The sequence below is a fragment of the Nocardiopsis sp. NPDC006938 genome (assembly GCF_042869555.1).
Lineage (GTDB): Bacteria > Actinomycetota > Actinomycetes > Streptosporangiales > Streptosporangiaceae > Nocardiopsis.
The window spans coordinates 138,607-156,663 of record NZ_JBIAGA010000015.1; the positions used below are offsets into that span (position 1 = coordinate 138,607).

General features: G+C 70.9%; 16 protein-coding genes. 6 read left to right on the forward strand and 10 right to left on the reverse strand.

Translation table 11 applies throughout. The features are described from left to right. Positions 1–19: 19 nt before the first annotated feature. Positions 20–514: a hypothetical protein gene (locus ACFYL4_RS21455; protein WP_357761940.1), complete on the reverse strand. Its 495-nt coding sequence runs from the start codon at positions 512–514 to the stop codon at positions 20–22. 226 nt (positions 515–740) lie between these two features. On the opposite strand from ACFYL4_RS21455, the gene ACFYL4_RS21460 reads away from it, so the two are divergent. Beyond that, entirely contained in the window at positions 741–2,342 is a 1,602-nt protein-coding gene (locus ACFYL4_RS21460) for an alkaline phosphatase D family protein (protein WP_387520310.1), read from the forward strand. A gap of 63 nt (positions 2,343–2,405) precedes the next feature. Here the strand turns inward: ACFYL4_RS21460 and ACFYL4_RS21465 are convergent, their stop codons facing one another. Both ACFYL4_RS21465 and ACFYL4_RS21470 read right to left on the reverse strand, forming a co-directional pair. After that, entirely contained in the window at positions 2,406–3,113 is a 708-nt protein-coding gene (locus ACFYL4_RS21465; protein WP_357761946.1) for a metal-dependent transcriptional regulator, read from the reverse strand. Between the two features lie 105 nt (positions 3,114–3,218). Further along, entirely contained in the window at positions 3,219–3,407 is a 189-nt protein-coding gene (locus tag ACFYL4_RS21470) for a hypothetical protein (protein WP_357761949.1), read from the reverse strand. A 107-nt stretch (positions 3,408–3,514) separates the two neighbouring features. On the opposite strand from ACFYL4_RS21470, the gene ACFYL4_RS21475 reads away from it, so the two are divergent. After that, positions 3,515–4,426: a LysR family transcriptional regulator gene (locus ACFYL4_RS21475; RefSeq protein ID WP_387520315.1), complete on the forward strand. Its 912-nt coding sequence runs from the start codon at positions 3,515–3,517 to the stop codon at positions 4,424–4,426. Positions 4,427–4,778: 352 nt separating this feature from the next. After that, entirely contained in the window at positions 4,779–5,639 is an 861-nt protein-coding gene (locus ACFYL4_RS21480) for a bacteriocin fulvocin C-related protein (RefSeq protein WP_387520318.1), read from the forward strand. Positions 5,640–5,644: 5 nt separating this feature from the next. On the opposite strand, the gene ACFYL4_RS21485 is transcribed toward ACFYL4_RS21480, so the two are convergent. Genes ACFYL4_RS21485 through ACFYL4_RS21495 form a run of 3 tightly spaced genes read right to left on the reverse strand, consistent with a single transcriptional unit; the run spans position 5,645 to position 7,403 of the window. Continuing rightward, positions 5,645–6,028, reverse strand: coding sequence for an SgcJ/EcaC family oxidoreductase (locus ACFYL4_RS21485; protein ID WP_387520321.1), 384 nt, complete (start codon positions 6,026–6,028; stop codon positions 5,645–5,647). 34 nt (positions 6,029–6,062) lie between these two features. Further along, entirely contained in the window at positions 6,063–6,656 is a 594-nt protein-coding gene (locus ACFYL4_RS21490) for a DUF4291 domain-containing protein (protein ID WP_387520323.1), read from the reverse strand. A 51-nt stretch (positions 6,657–6,707) separates the two neighbouring features. Next, positions 6,708–7,403, reverse strand: coding sequence for a type 1 glutamine amidotransferase domain-containing protein (locus tag ACFYL4_RS21495; protein WP_387520325.1), 696 nt, complete (start codon positions 7,401–7,403; stop codon positions 6,708–6,710). An 862-nt stretch (positions 7,404–8,265) separates the two neighbouring features. On the opposite strand from ACFYL4_RS21495, the gene ACFYL4_RS21500 reads away from it, so the two are divergent. Beyond that, positions 8,266–9,375 (forward strand): DUF6924 domain-containing protein, encoded by a 1,110-nt coding sequence (locus tag ACFYL4_RS21500; RefSeq protein ID WP_387520327.1) that lies wholly within the window; start codon positions 8,266–8,268, stop codon positions 9,373–9,375. 157 nt (positions 9,376–9,532) lie between these two features. Here the strand turns inward: ACFYL4_RS21500 and pabB are convergent, their stop codons facing one another. After that, positions 9,533–11,728, reverse strand: a complete 2,196-nt coding sequence (gene pabB / locus ACFYL4_RS21505; protein ID WP_387520330.1) for an aminodeoxychorismate synthase component I — start codon at positions 11,726–11,728, stop codon at positions 9,533–9,535. A 128-nt stretch (positions 11,729–11,856) separates the two neighbouring features. On the opposite strand from pabB, the gene ACFYL4_RS21510 reads away from it, so the two are divergent. Together ACFYL4_RS21510 and ACFYL4_RS21515 are read left to right on the forward strand one after the other, a co-directional pair. Beyond that, a complete protein-coding gene (locus ACFYL4_RS21510) occupies positions 11,857–12,081 on the forward strand; it encodes an SHOCT domain-containing protein (RefSeq protein ID WP_387520333.1) in 225 nt (74 codons plus the stop codon). 423 nt (positions 12,082–12,504) lie between these two features. Continuing rightward, entirely contained in the window at positions 12,505–14,172 is a 1,668-nt protein-coding gene (locus ACFYL4_RS21515) for an ABC-F family ATP-binding cassette domain-containing protein (protein WP_387520336.1), read from the forward strand. Between the two features lie 22 nt (positions 14,173–14,194). On the opposite strand, the gene ACFYL4_RS21520 is transcribed toward ACFYL4_RS21515, so the two are convergent. From ACFYL4_RS21520 to ACFYL4_RS21530, 3 genes are all read right to left on the reverse strand, one after another. After that, positions 14,195–14,593, reverse strand: a complete 399-nt coding sequence (locus tag ACFYL4_RS21520) for a VOC family protein (protein WP_387520337.1) — start codon at positions 14,591–14,593, stop codon at positions 14,195–14,197. A 205-nt stretch (positions 14,594–14,798) separates the two neighbouring features. Further along, positions 14,799–16,217 (reverse strand): sugar porter family MFS transporter, encoded by a 1,419-nt coding sequence (locus ACFYL4_RS21525; protein ID WP_387520339.1) that lies wholly within the window; start codon positions 16,215–16,217, stop codon positions 14,799–14,801. 399 nt (positions 16,218–16,616) lie between these two features. Continuing rightward, positions 16,617–17,870 (reverse strand): YcaO-like family protein, encoded by a 1,254-nt coding sequence (locus ACFYL4_RS21530; protein ID WP_387520342.1) that lies wholly within the window; start codon positions 17,868–17,870, stop codon positions 16,617–16,619. Positions 17,871–18,057: the final 187 nt, after the last annotated feature.

An 18,057-nucleotide genomic window follows, 5' to 3' on the forward strand; every position in this document is an offset into this window, starting at 1 on the left:
CGCATCGCCCGACCGGAGCCTACGGCGCCTCCAGCGGTGTGGCCCGAAGGGCCCACCCCTCGGTGGAGCGGTGCGCCCCCAGCCCGACCGCGTCGAACTCGTCTCGGTCGTCGGGGCCCGTCGCCACCCCGAGGTGGCGCAGGGCCCGCGAGATCGGGGTCCCCTCTTCGGGGGCGGGTTCACCCTCCTCCTGGCGCAGCGGACCCAGTACCGGCGCGCCCCGGTGCCACACGACCGCCGCCTGGGTGCCCCAACCGCCGAAGAACTCGGCCTCGACGTAGGCGACCGGCCCCCGACGCGACCATGCGGCGGCCCGCTCCACGAGGGGCGCGGTGAGTCGCACGAAACCGGCGGGGTGGTCGGCCGCGCGGTCGTCGGCGCGGGCGAGCTTCTCGGTGACGGGCAGCAGGACCAGACCGTGACCCAGTGCCACCGTCCCGGCTCCGACCAGGTCGGAGCCGAACGGGCTCAGGAGCGCGGTCGGGGCGATGACGGCTTCCAGCGCGTAACCCATACAAGGGCCTTTACGGGGGTGGGGAAGGGGACGGCGGCGATCGTAACATCCCATAGTCGACGAAACACCCTGGTGACGACCCTCAGTAACCTTGCCGTCACTCGAACGGGGGTAATGTTCACCGCGTAGGGGTTGGGTCGTACCTCTTTCCATGGCCGGATGGACCACGGTTGCTCCCGTCCCGGTATCCCGGGGCGGTCCGCCGCTCGAACCCAGGAGACCGCACATGCCGGGTACACCCCCATTCCCCACCTCCCCCGACCGCTCCCCCGCTCCGGTACCCGCCGCCACCCGCCGCCAGGCACTGGTGGGCGGCGCCGTGACCCTCGGGGCGGCCGCGCTGGGCACCACCCTGGGAGCGCCCGCCGCGCACGCGGCGCCCGCGCCCCGGGGCCCCGTGATCTCCGACCCCTTCACCCTCGGCGTCGCCTCCGGAGACCCCCTCCACAACGGTGTGGTCCTGTGGACCCGACTCGCCCCCGACCCCCTCGCCGAGGACGGCCTGGGCGGTATGCCCGACCGCGCGGTCGAGGTCGAGTGGCAGGTGTCCCACGACGAGCACTTCCGCCGGATCGCCGCCTCCGGCAGCGTCGAGACCGGCCCCGAACAGGCGCACTCGGTCCACGTGGAACTGGAGCGCCTGCGCCCCCGGGCCGACTACTTCTACCGCTTCCGGGTGGGCAACGAGATCAGCCCGGTCGGGCGCACCCGCACCGCACCGGTCCCGGGCACCCGGCTGAACAGGTTCGACTTCGCCTTCGCCAGCTGCCAGAGCTACACCCACGGCCACTACACCGCCCAGGCGCACCTGGCGCGGGAGGACCTGGACCTGGTCGTCTTCCTCGGCGACTACATCTACGAGACCGCCGACCAGGGCAGTATCGGCCGCGGCCACGTCCCCGAGGCGGAGGTCCGCTCCCTGGCCGAGTACCGGCTGCGCCACGCCCAGTACAAGACCGACCACGACCTCCAGGCCGCCCACGCGGCCTTCCCGTGGGCGGTGGTCTTCGACGACCACGAGCTGGAGAACAACTGGGCCGACGACACCTCCTACGAGGAGGACATCCCTCCCGAGGAGTTCCTGCTCCGGCGCGAGCACGCGCTCAAGGCCTACTACGAGCACATGCCGCTGCGGGCCGCCCAGCGACCGGCCGGGCCCGACCTGCACCTGTACCGCAGGCTCACCTACGGCAACCTGGCCGACGTCCACCTGCTGGACACCCGCCAGTACCGGGACGCGCAGGTGGAGGACTCCGAGCGCGACGACCCCGAGCGCACACTGCTCGGCGCCGACCAGCGCCGGTGGCTCTCACAGGGGCTGTCGGCCTCCAGTGCCAGGTGGAACATCCTGGCGCAGCAGGTGTTCTTCTCCCAGCGCGACTTCGCGGAGGGGGACCCCACCAACTTCAGCGACGACGCCTGGGACAACTACCGGGTCGAGCGCGACAGCGTCCGCGACGAGCTGGCGGAGGTGTCCAACCCGGTCGTGATCACCGGCGACGTGCACGCCAACTACGTGGTGGACGTGAAGGCCGACTTCGACGACCCGGGATCGCGCACGGTCGCCACCGAACTGGTGGGCACCTCCTTCACCAGCGGTCGGGACGGCGCGGAGCAGAACCCGGGCGACGCGGTGCAGCTGGCGGAGAACCCGCACATCAAGTTCATCAACCGCAACCGGGGCTACGTGCGCAACCGGGTCACCCCCACGGAGTGGACCGCCGATTACCGGGTGGTCGACTACGTGAGCAGACCCGGCTCGCCCGTCCGCGACCGGGCCCGGTTCGTCATCGAGGCCGGTCGCGCCGGAGCCCAGCCCCTGGCTTAGACGAGGCCGGACGGCGGGGGGCTTGCCGGGGCGTCCCCGGAAGCCCCGCCGCCGTGGACGGGGTCAGGTGTCGCCGTCGTTCTCAGGGCTGAGCCACAGGGCCTCGGCGGCGACCAGCCCCAGCGACTGCTCCCGGGACTCACCGCCCTTCTCGGGGCGGACCGCGATCTGGAGGGAACCGGCGAAGGGAAGCCGTTCCACGACCTCCACGCACATGCCGATGCCCAGGTCGATGTCGGCGAGGTAGCGCAGGAGCTCGGGGTCGGTGTCGTTGACCCGGACGATCACCCCGGTCGTCCCGGTCTCGGCCTCGGAGAGCAGGACGGACGGGCGATCGACGATGACACCCTCACGGGTGGGGATGGGGTCGCCGTGCGGGTCCACCACCGGGTCGCCCAGGTGGGTCGCGATGCGGTCGACGAACTTGTCCGAAACCACGTGTTCGAGGATCTCGGCCTCGTCGTGCACCTCGTCCCAGGAGTAGCCCAGCTCGGCCACCAGGTAGGTCTCCAGGAGGCGGTGGCGGCGCAGCACCGCCAGGGCGGCCTTGGTGCCGGTCTCGGTGAGGCTGACGTTGCCGTACCGCTGGTGCTCCACGAATCCGAGTTCGCTGAGTTTGCGCAGCATGCCCGACACCGAGGAGTTGGACACCGACAGCCGCTCGGCCATCCCCGAGATGGTCACCGGGCCGGTGCCGCGTTCCTGGAGGTCGTAGATGACCTTCACGTAGTCCTCGGCCGAAGTGGACGGTCGCCCCGGTGTGTTCCCCATGCCCGTAACCGTATCGCGGACCGACCACGGACCACGATTTCCGCACCGTGCCTGTGGACGGACCCCCGTCACGTTTTCGGGCGGACGCCCGAGGAGTTCCAGGCGTCAGAGCCGGGCGCCCGAGGGGCGCCCACGGGAGACGATCCGCGTCCCCGCGAGCCCGATCTCCCGGACCTGGGCCGAGCCGCACGCACAACGGGACCACACGGTCATCCCGGCTCCCGTGCGGTGCTGGGAGAGCACCGTGTAGGGCTGGTCGTCGGGCCATCCGCAGTGGGGGCACACACTGGTCATCAAGCACCTCTGATTCGCCGTCGTCGACTTCTCCGGTCCAGCTTCACGCCCACGGACCCTCGCGGTCCAGGTTGAAAATCTGGATGACACTCTGAAGAATCGTCTACATGATTGATCTTCGTCGGTTGCGTATCCTTCGGGCCGTGGCCCACCACGGAACGGTGACAGCCGCCGCTGAGGCACTGCACTTCACGCCTTCGGCGGCCTCGCAGCAGATCCGACAGCTCTCGAAGGAGCTCGACGTTCCGCTGTTGGAGCCCCAAGGGCGCGGTGTCCGGCTGACACCGGCCGCGCGGAGCCTGTTGGGGCACGCGGACACGATCCAGGCCCTATGGGAACGGGCGGAGATCGAGATGCGCGGGCTGGAGGCGGAACCGGCCGGAACGCTGCGCGTGGCGGGTTTCCCCGTCGTGCTGACCCGCCTGTTGGCGCCCATGGCCGCCGCCCTGCGCACAGAGTACCCGCGCTTGGAGGTGGAGATCCTGGAATCCGAACCCGGAGACAGTCTTGACCTGCTGTTTCGCGGTGACATCGACCTCACCGTCGTGGAGGCCGCGCCCAGCACCCCCTCCCTGGACGACACCCGCTTCGACCAGGCCCCGCTGTTCGACGACCCCCTGGACCTCGTGGTGGAGCGGGGGCACCGCCTCGCCGGACGGCAGAGCGTCCCCCTGGTGGAGACCGCGCGGGAGTCGTGGATTCTGCCGAGGCCGGACACCACCTGCCACGCCCACGTCATGACCGCCTGCGGGGCGGTCGGTTTCACCCCGCAGGGCCGTCACCAGGCGGTGGAGTGGAGCTCGGTGGCGGCGCTGGTCGCCCACGGCCTGGGGGTGGCGCTCGTCCCGAGGTCGGCGGACCTGTCTCCGCAGCTCCCGGTCACCCGTGTGCCCTTGGAGGGCTCACCGGCACCGGCCCGCTCACTGCTGACCTTCACCCGCGCGGGGGCTCGGGAGCGCCCGGCGATCGCCGCCGCCGTCGCCGGGCTGGAGCGCCTGGCCCCCGGCCTGGTCGCCTGACCGACCCGGCCGTCGCGTCGCCACAGGGCGCTGAGCGGGGCCCGCCGAGCGCCGCGGGGCTCGGCCTGCCCGATACACACCTCAAGTGACCACCAAAAAAGGGCTCTGACCTGGGGTGGGATCACGGGTTCCTCCGCGTTCGCGACGGTATTCCCGCGTGCTGTCGCCGATCGGTCGTGCCAAGTTCCGAAAACCCGACCCACGCCGCGCGACCCCCCTTGACACTGGAGGCGGCGGAGAGGCAAGGGAGATCATGAGGGATGTTCGGGTTCGGTACGTGTTGGCCTTCGATTCCTCGTGCGACAGGTGCGCGGACATCTCCACCGCCGTGGCTTCGGTATCTGGTGGCAGGTTGGAGACACTGCCGCTCACCCACCCGGACGTGCGCGAGTGGAGGGTACGGCAGTGGGGCCCCAACGCACCATGGGTCCCCACCCTGGTCCGCCACCGGGGTGCCGAGGTCCGCTGCTGGAGCGGTGTCGCCATGGTCCGTCCTCTGCTGCGCGGTCTCGGGGCCCAGGCGGCTCTGCGCGTGGTCGAGGCCCTGGGCGAACTCAGCCGCCAGCGCCGCCGCGCACCCTGGGAGCGTGCCCAGGCCCCCTCCCCCGGCGCCTCCGTACGGCCGCGTCTGCGGCGGCTGCGCGAAGGGTGGGCCGTCGTCATGACCCTGGCGCTGGTCGGGCGCACACCCGCCCTGGCCCGCAGCGACCACGGCCTGGCCCGGGAGTGGGTGGAGGCCAACCGGGGCCGCCTACCGAGGGACTACGACGAGTTCACCACCCACCCGCTCGTCCGCCGCAGGCTCGTGTTCGCCGAACTCCCTCCCCGGGCCCGCCGCGACCTGTGGATCGAACACCTGCGCCGCTACGAACGCGCCCACCCCCATCTCAGCGCCGCCCAGCGCGAGGTGGTGCACCTGGCCCGCCGCACCCTGTCCGACGTGCTGGTGTTCCGCGACGGACTCGCCCCCGTGCGCGAACGCGAACTGCGCGGGCAGGCGGTCTCGGCCTTCGGTTCGGAGGAGGCCCACGCGCTGCTGGCGACCCTGGGGCCCGACGAGCCGGACCCGCACGGGGAGACCTCGGTCAGCAGGCGCTGCGGGGCGTGGGAGCCCTGCCTCTCCAAGGGCTGCGCCGAGGTCCCCTTCACCTGCGGGACCGCGTGGATGTACACGCGGGACGGCATGCGCGCCCGGGCGGAACCCACGGGATAGCGGGTCTACTCCTGGTGCACGGCGGTGTTCTGGCCGACGGTGAGCAGCCACCGTCCGTCGTCCTCGCGGGTCATGACGTAGAGCGGCGATCCCTCGTCGTCTCCGTCGGCCCCGTGGTAGGCCTGCCGGACCTTGACGGCCGCCACGTCGGGGCGCAGGAACTGGACGTGCGTCACCGCGTAGGTGACCTCGCCGTCCCAGTCGGCGTCGGGCAGGACGGCGCGGGTGAACCCGGCGATGGCGTCGAGGCCGACGAGGACCTTGCCGTTCCGGGTGGTCCACAGGGCGTCGGGATGGAAGAGGGAGAGGAAGCCTTCGGCGTCCTTGGACCGCTGGGTCCGCTGGACGTCGGCGACGACCTGTTCGACGGCGATGGTGTCGGTGTTCATGGGCGCCATCCTGGTGCCTCAACCAAGCTTGAGGTCAAGGGGTCGGCGGGCGCAGGTGGGCGATGGCCGCCTCCGCGATCGGGTACGGGCGTTCCCGGGGCAGCAGTTCGGCGGCTGCCTCCAGATCTCCCGCCGTCACCAGCGCGTGGATCTCGTGGACCAGCGGCGTGATGTCGGTGATCGACACCGTCCACTCGTCCGCGTAGCGGCGGGACGCCTCACCCGAAAGCCCCAGCTGGAGCGAACGGTGCCCCAGGGGGTTCAGGCGCAGGTCGCGCTCGGGGTCCCACTGCACGCGCGCCGGAGCGCCGCGCAGCTCACGCCTCCAGGCCTCGTGGTCGGGGTGCAGGCCTGGCTTGAAGTGCGACAGGGCGGCACTCCGCAGTGCCCACTCGAACCCCTCACGGGTGATCTCCACGGCCAGGACCGTCTCCTGGCTCTCCTTCCGCCCCCACCCGCACCGGTACATCATCCAGAGGAACGACGGCTTGATCCACGTCATGCGCTCGCGCTTCCACGTGGACGGGAAGCGGCCCTCACGCGCGGCGGGCACCCCGATGCCGGGTGTGTAGGCCTGGTACACGGTGACGGCGGTGTCGGTGAACGCCGCCCGGATCTGGAAGCTCATGGGGCACCACCATGGTGCTGGTCAGCGGTGAGAGCAACCGGTTTTCCGTCGCTACGCCAGCATCCCGAGCAGCTCCCGCGCCACCGGCTCCGCGGAAGCCGGGTTCTGTCCGGTCACCACAGTCCGGTCGACCACGACCTTGGGCGCCCAGGGCTCCCCTTCCTGGAAGTCCACACCCGCCTCCACCAGCCGGTCCTGGAGCAGCCACACGGCCCGGTCCGCCAAGCCCGCCTGCTCTTCCTCGGCGTTGGTGAAGGCGCTCACGCGGTACCCGGCGAACGGGTTGGTACCGTCCGGGCGTTCGGCGGCCAACAGCGCGGCGGGAGCGTGGCAGACCACCCCGAGGACCTTGCCGGTGTCGAGCGCCGTGGTGAGGAGGTCTCCGGCGACCGCGTCCACCGCCAGGTCCTCCATGGGGCCGTGCCCGCCGGGGAGGAAGAGGGCGTCGTAGTCGCCGAGGTCGACCTCTTCCAGGCTGAGCGGGGAGTGCATCTCGGTGAAGGAGTCGAGGACGGCCGAAACCCGGTCGGCGTTCTCCTGCCCACCGTTGAGGTCGGCGGAGAGGCTGCCCCGGTCCACGGGTGGTACCACGCCGCCGGGGGTCGCGACGACGATTTCGTGTCCGGCGTCCCGGAAGGCCGCGTAGGGGGCCGCCGCCTCCTCCGCCCAGAAGCCGGTGGGGTGTCGGGTGCCGTCCGCCAGGGTCCAGTGGTCGGCGCCGGTCATCAGGAACAGGATCGTGGACATGCTGTCTCTCCGCAGAGGGTGGCTACCGTGGTGTCGCCGACACTAGTTGGCCAGGCAGCCGTCTTCCATCGGAACACCCGGTCGGAGCCAGGAACGGCAGTAAGCCGCAACCACAGCGCTTCACCCCCGGGGGCTGGTCGCCCCCCATCACGCACGGCGGCGCAAACCCCGTCAACCACAGATACAGCCGAAGGCGAGATTTCCCCCTCACCCCCCAGGGGTTTGGAACCTCAGTCATGTGCGGTAGTGAGCCGCACGGCGCAAACCCCCTGAGCCACAGCGGGGTGCAAACGTGCACGTGAGTGCTGGGTTCAGTGGAGCGGGTTGGCCGTAGAGCGGTAGGCGGCGCTCGGACAGCGGGGGTTTTTACCAGGGCTGGGGACACGCATCTCTCGAACACATCAGTCGTCCTGGGGGGTGGCCCGGTGCCGTGCTTGGCCCTGAACCGCCAGTCGTGTCACACGAAAACACAACCGCCAAGTGCGGTCCGGGCAGAGCACCATGCGCACACCCCGCCCTGACCAGAGTCCTCAGCGCACAAGGGGTACGCAGTAAGCGGCACAGGACCTACCGGCCCAAAGGGATAAACGGGTTGGCCGTAGAGGGTCCCGCTGACAGCAACCCCGGACCGTGGGCTCACAAAAGAACCTCAACCCCCATCACCACCCAACCCCACCCCCACCCCGCTTCCGAGTACGCGAATCGGGAGCCGTACCCCCAAGTGTCCGAGTGCTGTTCGCAGATTGGTACCTGGCCCTCCCCGCATTGTCGGTTCCTCCGGCATTGTCAGCTGCTCCCGCATTGTCGGTCGCTCCCGATATAACGAGATTGACCGCAGGCCGCGACTGTGAAGAGACTCCCCATGACGCACCCCACCCTGCCCCCGCCCCCCGAGGGTGAGACCGAGCGCGTGCCCGGCGCCCTACTGATCCGGGGTGACTGCGACGATCCCGCTTGGGAGGACGTGCTCTCCCGTATGGGGGATCTGCCCGGCATGGTCGTGCACACTCCCGGACCATCCCTGCCCCCGATTCCCGAGCACGCCCCCACCCTCCCCAACCAGAACCCCACCCTCCCAGCCCAGGCCCCCATCCGCCGACGCCTGCTCGTGGTCCAGGACCCCGCCTGGCGGGGCGTGACCCCCGTGGAGGTGCTGCAAGCTCTTCACAGCGACGATGCCTGGGTTCCCGACCTGGTCCTGGTCGCCGACCGCGGCACCGAGCGCGACGCTCCCCTGCGCCCCCTCGTGGCCTTCCTCCCCGGCGACGACGACTTCGAGCCGTTCCGTGTCACGCCCCGTCAGGCGGCCCTCACCTACCTCGTCACGCATCGCCCCAGCATCGAGGACACCCTGGAGCACCAGAAGGACCGCGGTGGCGTCGAGTCCGAACGCGAACCGGACGAGTCCTACGAGGACTGGTTGGACGCCTCCCCTCACCTGATGGGCGAAGTCCTGGAGACGGCGGGTCAACCGCCCCGCTACCAGCCGCCGACATCGCCTCTGCCCGTGATCACCCAGAACGACTCGGGGCTGCTGGTGCGCACCGACTTCAGTGACGACCGGGCCTGGGCCGCGTTCGCAGCGGACGCGGACCGCCTCGACCCCCGGTACGAGTCCTCCGAGGACTACGCCCCCTACCTACAGATCGTGGACGACCCGGCCTTTGACGGGGCCACCCCCGAGCAGGTGCTGGCGGTGGTCCGCCAGAGCGAGGACGACGAGGAGCCGGGCGAGGAGATCGTGGTGATCGCCGACCGGGCCTCCCTGCACGGCCCGGACCGCTCCGCCCTGGTGGTGCCCTTGCAGGACGATGTCGGTTGGTCCTTCCGCCTGCCGCTGGAGGATGTGCGGATCATGGTGATCAATCTCTTCGTCGGCAACAACGACATCGCGGACTGGATGAGTCGGGGCTTGCCGAACGGCCCGGCGGTCATCACGGAGAAGGAGAGGCGAGCCTGGCGGGGCTGGTGACGTTTCGCGGTGTCCCTGCGGGCCAGCGGTCCCGTGCGGTTGCGAGCCCCGTCGTGTCAACAGTCTCCGTGCACGTCAGCGCGCCAGCGGTCCCGTGCTGGCCGACAGGCCCTGGCGCGCCAACAGAGCCCGTGCGCGCCAACAGTGCCCGCGCACGTCAACGGGCTCGGGCGGGGACCCTGGCCTTGAGGAGCATCTCCTCGTACTCCTCCTCGGGGTCGGAGTCCAGCACGATCGCCCCTCCAGCGCCCACGGTGATCCCGCCGTCGGTGCGCACGGCGGTGCGGATGACGATGCTCAGGTCGGCCTCCCCGGTGTGCGAGACGTAGCCCAGCGCCCCCGAGTACACGCCCCGTGCGGAGGTTTCCAACCCGTCGATGATCTCCATCGTGCGCAGCTTGGGCGCCCCGGTCATCGATCCCCCGGGGAAGCACGCGCGGACGGCCTCCAGGGTGGAGACGTCCGGGCGCAGCCGACCTCGAATCGTGGAGACGAGCTGGTGCACGGTGGCGTACGACTCTGTGTACATGAAGGCGGGGACCTCCACGCTCCCCACCTCGCAGACGCGCCCGAGGTCGTTGCGGAGTAGGTCCACGATCATGAGGTTCTCGGCGCGGGTCTTGGCGCCGGTGCGCAGTTCGGCGGCGACACGGGCGTCGGTGGCCGGGTCGGGGTGCCGGGGTGCGGTGCCCTTGATGGGGCGGCTCTCGGCGATTCTCTCGGAGTCCACCCGCAGGAAACGTTCGGGTGACGCGCTGAGCACGGTCACGTCCCCCAGGCGCAGGAAGGCGGCGTAGGGGGCGGGGCTGGCGGCGCGGAGGCGGCGGTAGGCGTCCAGGCTGCCGCCGTCGCCGAGGTCGGGCAGGCGCACCCGGTTGGTCAGGCAGATCTCGTAGCTCTCACCGTCGGCGAGGTGCCCTAGGCACGTCTTGACGTCGTCGGTGTAGGAGCCGCGGGGTCGTTCCAGGTGGCCCGCGAGATCCACGGGTGCGGCGGGTGGAGCGGGGGCGGGCAGAGGAGGGAGGTTCTCCAGGGCCGTGAGGGTCAGTTGGAGCCACGCGTCGGCGTCGGGGAGGTCGTCGGCGCAGACCGCGTAGGTGCGGTTCTCGTGGTGGTCGACGGCGACGAATCGGTCGCAGCGCATCCACACGGCGTCCGGGGTGGCGGCGGTGTGGGCGCGTTGGGCTCCGCAGTCGGCCTTGAGCTCGTAGCCGAAGTAGCCGACGTATCCGCCGGTGAAGTCGAACGGCAGCCCGCCGGTGCTGGGACCGCCGGTACCAGGATCACCGGTACCGGCACCGGGGCGGCCCTGGCCGGAGCCGGAGTTGGGGCCGGAGGAGCCGGAGTGAGGACCGCCAGTGCTGAAGTTGGGGCTGGAGGTGTCGCGCGCGTCGCGGGGGTCCCATGTGTGGCGGGTGCCGGGCATGTCGCGCGAGTGACGAGTGTGGCAGGTGCGTCGGTCCAGTGCCTCGAACACGTTCCCGGGTTCGGCGTGGACCCCGCCGGGTCCTTCGACGCGCACGCTCCGGTCGCCGACGTCGTAGGTGAGGGTTTCGGACCCCGCGCCGAGGAAGGAGAACCGGGCCGGGCCCTCGGGGCGGGAACTGTCCAGCCAGAAGGAGTGCTCGGCCCCGGCGTAGAGGTGGGCGAAGGCGCGTTCGGTGTCCACCGCGTAGGGCAGGGTCGCGGAGCGGGGCACGGTGACGGCGGGCGGTGTCGGCGCCGCATCGGGCGCCGTGACCCGTGGTGGGGCGAAGACGGGGGCGGTGCCGTGGTGTTCTCTGGCGAGGGAGAGGAAGTTGGCGACCAGCGTGGCTCCGTGTTCGCTGGCCACGGACTCGGGGTGGAACTGCACTCCCCAGCGTGGCAGGTCGCGGTGGCGCAGCGCCATCACCACGCCGTCCTCGGCCCAGGCGGTGGCCTCCAGGGCCGGGGGCAGGGGTTCGGGAACCGCGAGGGAGTGGTACCGCACGGCGGTGAAGTCCTGGGGGACTCCCGTGAAGAGCCCCGTGGCGTGGTGCCGCACCCGGGTCAGGTGGCCGTGGCGGGGCTGGGGGGCGGCGTTCACCCGGGCTCCGGCCAGGTGCGCGATGGCCTGGTGGCCCAGGCACACCCCCAGGACGGGCAGGTCGGTGCGGGCGAGGAGTTCGGGGACACGCCCCAGGTCGCGCGGGTTCTGCGGGCGACCCGGCCCAGGGGAGACCACGACGGCGTCCAGCTCGGCGGGGTCCAGTTCGACCCAGCGCGGGTCGTCGTTGGTGAGGACCCGGGGCTCGGCGCCGAGCGCACCGGCGAGGAGCTGGAAGAGGTTGTATGTGTAAGAGTCGTGGTTGTCCACGAGGAGGACGCGCATCCCGCCCCTTCTGTCCCGGCTACCGGATCGCGATGTCCCAGGTTACGGCGTTCTGGGGGGTTCGCGGTGCGTTGGGGTCCTGGCGGCGGCCCCGGTCAGGCGGTAGACAGGGGGCAGGGAGGCACACCGTGAACGTCTTCGTCGCCGTGGTCGCGATCGTGGTCCTGGCGGGCCTGGGCTTCTTCCTCGTGCTCACCGTCACCGAGACCGGGCGGTTGCTCCGGCGGCGTCACGAGCCACCGGTGGACGAGCCAGGGGACGCCGCCACACAGGAGCTGCGCCTGCGCTACGCCCGTGGGGAGATCAGCCGGGAGGAGTACCTCCAGCGCAGGATCGACCTGGAGGAGTTCTGAGACCCGTCCTGAGGCCCGGTCCACGTTCGTGTCCAGCCCTGCGGTTCCAAGACCCGGTCCACATCCTGAGACCCGGCCCGGAGTCTGTCCCGACACCCGCGGATCTGGGTCCCCACCCGCGCATCTGGGCCCCACCCGTGGTTCCGAGACCCGGGTCACGTGGAAATGGTGATTGACTCCCGGCGCCGAGTGGGTACAGTACTCCTCGTCCTGTTGTCTACGAACGAGGTGGACGTTGCGCATCTGAGGTTCGCGATCATCACGCGGTACGGAGCCGGTATCCGGTCTGTCCGACGCGTGTATGGAACCTCGGTGTAGGAGACGTCCCCGGTTCGACCGGGACTCCCACCCCTCCCGGCGCAACGCCGCGTGGTGCTCGCACACGAAGCCCTTTTCCCACTGCTTCTGACTGCGAGAACACCCATGTCAAAGACCAGCACCCCCACGAGTGCCGCCGTCGCCTGCTCTGACCTGGCCTTCCAGTGGAAGGACGGCACCGTCGTGTTCGACGGCCTGTCCCTCACCCTCGGCCGGGGCCGCACCGGACTGGTCGGTACCAACGGCGCTGGCAAGTCCACTCTGCTCCGGCTCCTGGCTGGCCGACTGCGTCCGGCGCGGGGCTCGGTGACCGTCGGCGGGAGTCTGGCGTACCTGCCGCAGAACGTCACGCTCAACACGGGTATGCGTGTCGACGAGGCGATGGGCGTCGCCGACAAGCGCGCCGCCCTGCACGCCATCGAGGGCGGTGACGCCTCCGAACGCCACTTCGAGACGGTCGGTGACGACTGGGACATCGAGGAGCGCACCCTCGCGACCCTGGGTTCGCTGGGGTTGGACGGGGTCGGCCTGGACCGCAGCGTCGGGCAGCTGTCCGGCGGCGAGACGGTCCTGCTGCGCCTGGCCACCGTTCTGCTGGAGCGCCCCGACGTCCTGTTGCTGGACGAGCCCACCAACAACCTGGACCTGTTCGCCCGGCGCAGGCTCTACGAGACCGTGGAGACCTGGCGCTCCGGCTCCCTCGTGGTGGTCAGCCACGACCTGGAGCTCCTGGAGCGGGTGGACCGTATCGCGGAGCTGCGAACCGGCTCGGTGACCGTCTACGGCGGAGGCTGGACGGCCTACCAGGAGGCGCTCGCCGTGCAACAGGAGGCGGCCGAACGTTCCCTGCGCGCGGCCGAGGCCGATGTGCGCCGACAGAAGAGGGAACTGGAGGAGACCCAGATCAAGCTGGCCCGGCGCCAGCGCACCGCCAAGAAGGCGGCGATCGACGGGGGCATTCCCAAGATCGTCCAGGGCGCGCTCAAGCGCGCCGCCCAGGAGTCGGCGGGCAAGCTCCGGGGTACTCACGAGGACCGGCTCGAGGAGGCGCGCGAACGCCGGGAGGAAGCGGCCGACGCGGTCCGCGACGACGCCGAGATCAGGGTGGACCTGCCGCACACCGAGGTGCCCAACGGCCGTGACGTACTACGGCTGAACGGGGTGCGTCCCCGGTTCGGGCGTCTGGTCTCGGGCGACCTGTTGGTGCGCGGACCGGAGCGGATCGCCCTGGTGGGGCGCAACGGCGCGGGCAAGACCACGCTGTTGCGCGCCGTGGCGGGTCAGGAGGCCCCGGTGGAGGGTGAGGTCGAGGTGTCCGTGCCCGTGCGGTTCCTGCCGCAGCGGCTGGACGTGCTGGACGAGTCCCTCAGTGTCGCGGAGAACGTGTCGAACGCGGCTCCGGGTGTGAGCGCCCAGCACATCCGCTCCCAGCTGGCACGGTTCCTGTTCAAGGGGAACCGCGCCGCGCAGGTCGCGGGAACGTTGTCCGGGGGTGAGCGCTTCCGGGCGGCGCTGGCGGCGACGATGCTGGCCTCCCCGGCGCCGCAGCTGCTGATGCTGGACGAGCCCACGAACAACCTGGACCTGGCCAGTGCCCGGCAGCTGACCCACGCCCTGGAGGCGTACCGGGGGGCGCTGCTGGTCGCCAGCCACGACCTGCGGTTCCTGGAGTCGGTGGGGATCACCCGCTGGCTGCTGCTCGACGAGGAGCTGCGGGAGACCACCGCCGAGGAGGTGCGCGAGCTGTTCACCGGCGCACCGTCCGGGCGGTGACCGTCGCCTGGGCGTCCGTGCCTCAGGGCGCGGGCGCCCCGCGGTAGGTGCCGAACGAGCAGAGGTTGCCCTCGGGGTCGCGTACCCCGAACTCGCGGGAACCGTAGTCGGTGTCGGCGAGCGGTCGGATGATGTCGGCGCCGCGTGACGTCACCCGCGCGTACAGGGCGTCCGGGTCGGCGGTGACCACGTAGGTCCCCGCCGTCCCGGGCTGGCGTGTCCACGGGTTGCCTGGGCGGTGGGTGCCGAGCATGAGGCCTCCGCTGCCCTCGGGCCACAACAGTTCGGCGTGGGCGACGGTGCCGTCGTCGTCGTGGCGTGCCGTGAGGACGAAGCCGAAGGTCTCGACGTAATAGTCGATCAGTGCGGGTGCGTCCACGGCCTGGAGCGTGCTCCAGACGGTGGGGTTCGTGTCACTCATGGGTTCCCTTCACGTGTTCCCTTCACTGGTCGGTGGCCGTACCGGGTGTCGCGAAGCCCCGGGGTCGGCCGGGGTTTCGGGGAGGTCCCGCCGAGAGGCGGACGCCTCCCCCGTTCGGTGCCCGGACACGGTGCCCGGTCGCGGTGGACGGCTCCCCCACCCCGTGGGGCCGGACCGGGCGCGTTGTCGGGCGCCGCCGTCGGGGTCAGCCCCGCATCTCCTCCAGGGTCTTGCCCTTGGTCTCCTTGACGAACTTGAGCACGAAGAAGAACGACAGCAGCGCGAAGCCCGCGTAGATCGTGTAGGAACCGGGCAGGCTCCAGTCCCGCAGACTGGGGAAGCTCACGGTGATCAGCCAGTTGGCCAGCCACTGGGTGGCGGTCGCCACGCCCATCGCGGCGGCGCGGATGCGCAGCGGGAACATCTCCCCCAGCAGCACCCACACGACCGCGCCCCAGGACAGGGCGAAGAAGAGGACGAACGAGCTGGCCGCGACCAGTGCGACGACGCCCCACCCGAAGGGCAGCACGACGTTGTCGCCCGTTCCGGTGGCGTGGCCGAAGGCGAAGGCGGCCAGGCCCAGCGCCACGGTCATCCCGGCCGACCCCGCGAGCAGCAGGGGTTTGCGCCCCACCCGGTCCACCAGCATGATCGCGATGACCGTGCCCACGATGTTGACCACGGAGGTGAACAGGCTCAGCAGCAGTGAGTCGGTCTCGGCGACGCCCACGGACTGCCACAGCGAGCTGGAGTAGTAGAAGATGACGTTGATGCCCACGAGCTGTTGGAAGGCGGAGACCGCCATGCCGATCCACACGATCGGCAGCAGGCCGTACCTCCCGGTGAGGTCACGCAGGCGGGGTTGTACCTCAGAGCCCAGGGCCTCCTTGATCTCGCTGATCCGGCGGTCGATCCGGGCTGTTCCGCCGCCCTCCACGTCGCTCAGGATGCTTCGGGCATGGTCCACGCGCCCCACCCGCACCAGGTACCGGGGCGACTCGGGGATGACCAGGCTCAGCCCCAGGTAGACCAGGGCGGGCAGTGCCTCCACGGCCAGCATCCACTGCCAGGCCTGTACCGGCCCGAGCATGTTGTGGGCGCTGCCGTCGGCCTCCTGGGCGATGGCGTAGTTGACCAGCTGGGAACAGGCGATGCCCAGCACGATGGCCAGCTGTTGCAGCGAGGCCAGGCGTCCTCGGTAGGCGGCGGGCGAGACCTCCGCGATGTAGGTCGGCGCGATCACCGAGGCCATGCCGATCGCGACACCGCCGATGACGCGCCAGAAGGTGAGGTCCCAGATGGAGAACGGCAGCGCCGAACCGATGGCGCTCACCGCGAACAGCACACCGGCGATCTGCATGGCCCGAATGCGGCCGAGCCGGTCGGCGAGGGTGCCCGCCGTGGCCGCGCCGACCACGCACCCGAGCAGGGCGGAGGCCACGGTGAACCCCAGGACCCCGGTGCCCACTCCGAACTTCTGTTGGATGGCGTCGACAGCGCCGTTGATCACGGCGCTGTCGTAGCCGAACAGGAACCCGCCCATCGCGGCGGCCGCCGCGATCATGGTCACGTGGGCCAGGTGTGAGTCCCCGGCCCCCGACGACGATGTTCTGGCATCGCTCACGTCTGCCTCTTCCCAGGTCACGGGCGCACATGGGTAGTGCGCGCGTGACCCAGGGTGACAGAACCGGGCCCTGCGGTCCCGTACCGCAACGCGACGCGAACCCGCGTCAGACCGCCCCCGAACACAGCCGAAAGCACCCCGCCGCCTGCCGCGTCTCCCAAATATCTCCCGAACTCCTCCCCGTATCCGAGCAGGAGACCACCGATGAACCCCCGGGAGAACGTCGGTCTCGCCGCCTCGCCAGGGCGGCAAGTGAGAAAAACGAGAACTCTGCCCCGCGAGCGAGGTTGGGTGCGGGTCACCGAGCGCTCCGTGGGCCCCGTGGGCTTCGTGTGAAGAGCGTCAAGCGGTGGCGCGAGACGTGTCGAGCATGGGGTCTCCCCCGGTGACGGTCGAGCCTCAGTTCGCCGCCCGGATCATGTGCGCGCGGCCTCGCGGACCAGGGACCACGCACTGGCCGCTGGTGACGGCGAAGAAGCGTTCCAGGCCGGGCACGCACACCGAGACCGTGCTCACCCCGTTGGCGGCCTCGTGGAGGATGCGCCCGTAGGGGCGATGCCCGTGGGCGGTGAGCACGCGCACCAACTCGGCCAGGTGCCCGGCAGGGGACGCGGGCGCGGTGGTGGCGGTGAAGGCGAGCACTCTCGCAGAGCTCAGGTGGGGGGTGAAATCGGCCCGGCCGGCGCGTAGGAGAGCGGGGTGGCGGGCCAGCGCGGCCACATCCGGAGGCGGGTGCTCCTCGTGTTCGAAGATCGCGAGGACCTGCACGAACTCCTCCAACGCACGACGGGCGGCGTGCGTGGCGCACAGGGAGGCGCCGTACCCGGCCATGTGGTGGCCCTGTCGGGCGGGGGCGTAGGCGTGGAACGCCGGTATGCCGAGGTCGGTGGTCATCTCCAGCAGCCACACCGCGCCGCCGGAGCGGTCCTGGGCTCGGGTGTGGAGCTGGCGCAGGCCCTCGGGCAGGCTCGTCGGGTCCACCACGCGCAGGGGCACTGGATGTGGGTTCAGGAAGGTGGAGCAGAGCAGCATCGAGAGGGCGTCACGTTCGACGGTCTCGGCCAGGGCGTGCACGAAGGCCTCGGTGCCCGTGGCGCCGATGGCGGTCCCGTTGTTGGTGCTGTAGCGCGCCACGGCCGAGTAGTCGAAGGTGTCGCCCAGGGCGCGGCGCTGGTGGGGAGCCGCGGAGAGATAGGAGGGGGTGTGCAGGTACACCGGCACGTCCATACTGGCGCCGGAGTCGTCCAGCGCGGTGTGGGTGCGGCAGCCCAGGGGCGCGGGCGAGGCCAGTGCCAGGAGGCGTATCGCGGGGTCGGTGGCCAGCTCCTCGGACACGAGTTCCTGGGAGGAGCGCAGCACCAGTTGTTCGGCGGTGATGGCGTGGGCGTCGCTGTGGTGGTGCTCCAGGGCTTCGAAGAGCGCGCCCACGCGGGCTTGCTCGCTCTCGCCCTTGCCCGCCCCGACACCGGCCGGGGCGAGGGTGTCGTCCAAGCGGTACAGGTGGCAGCGCCAGGCGCCGTCCAGGTCGCGCAATCGGGCGTGCAGTCCGGCCTGGGCAAGGGTCTGCTCGGCGAGCTCGCGGGCCCGGGCCAGGGAGAAGGCGCGTTCTCCGGCTTGATGGGTGCGGTGTGCCGGGGTGGAGGTCGTGGTCATCGAGCGGCCCGGTGGGGGCAGTGCCTTTCTGGTGGATCGGGCACCGGGGTCCGGGGCGCTTCGCCGAAAGACGGTGGCGCCCCGGACGTGGACTAGGTGTACTGACCTGAGAGGTTAGGTACGCGGGAGGCGGGAGGGCCGCCAATGGCGGTGTGGAACCGGTGGTGATTGTAGTGGTGCAACCATC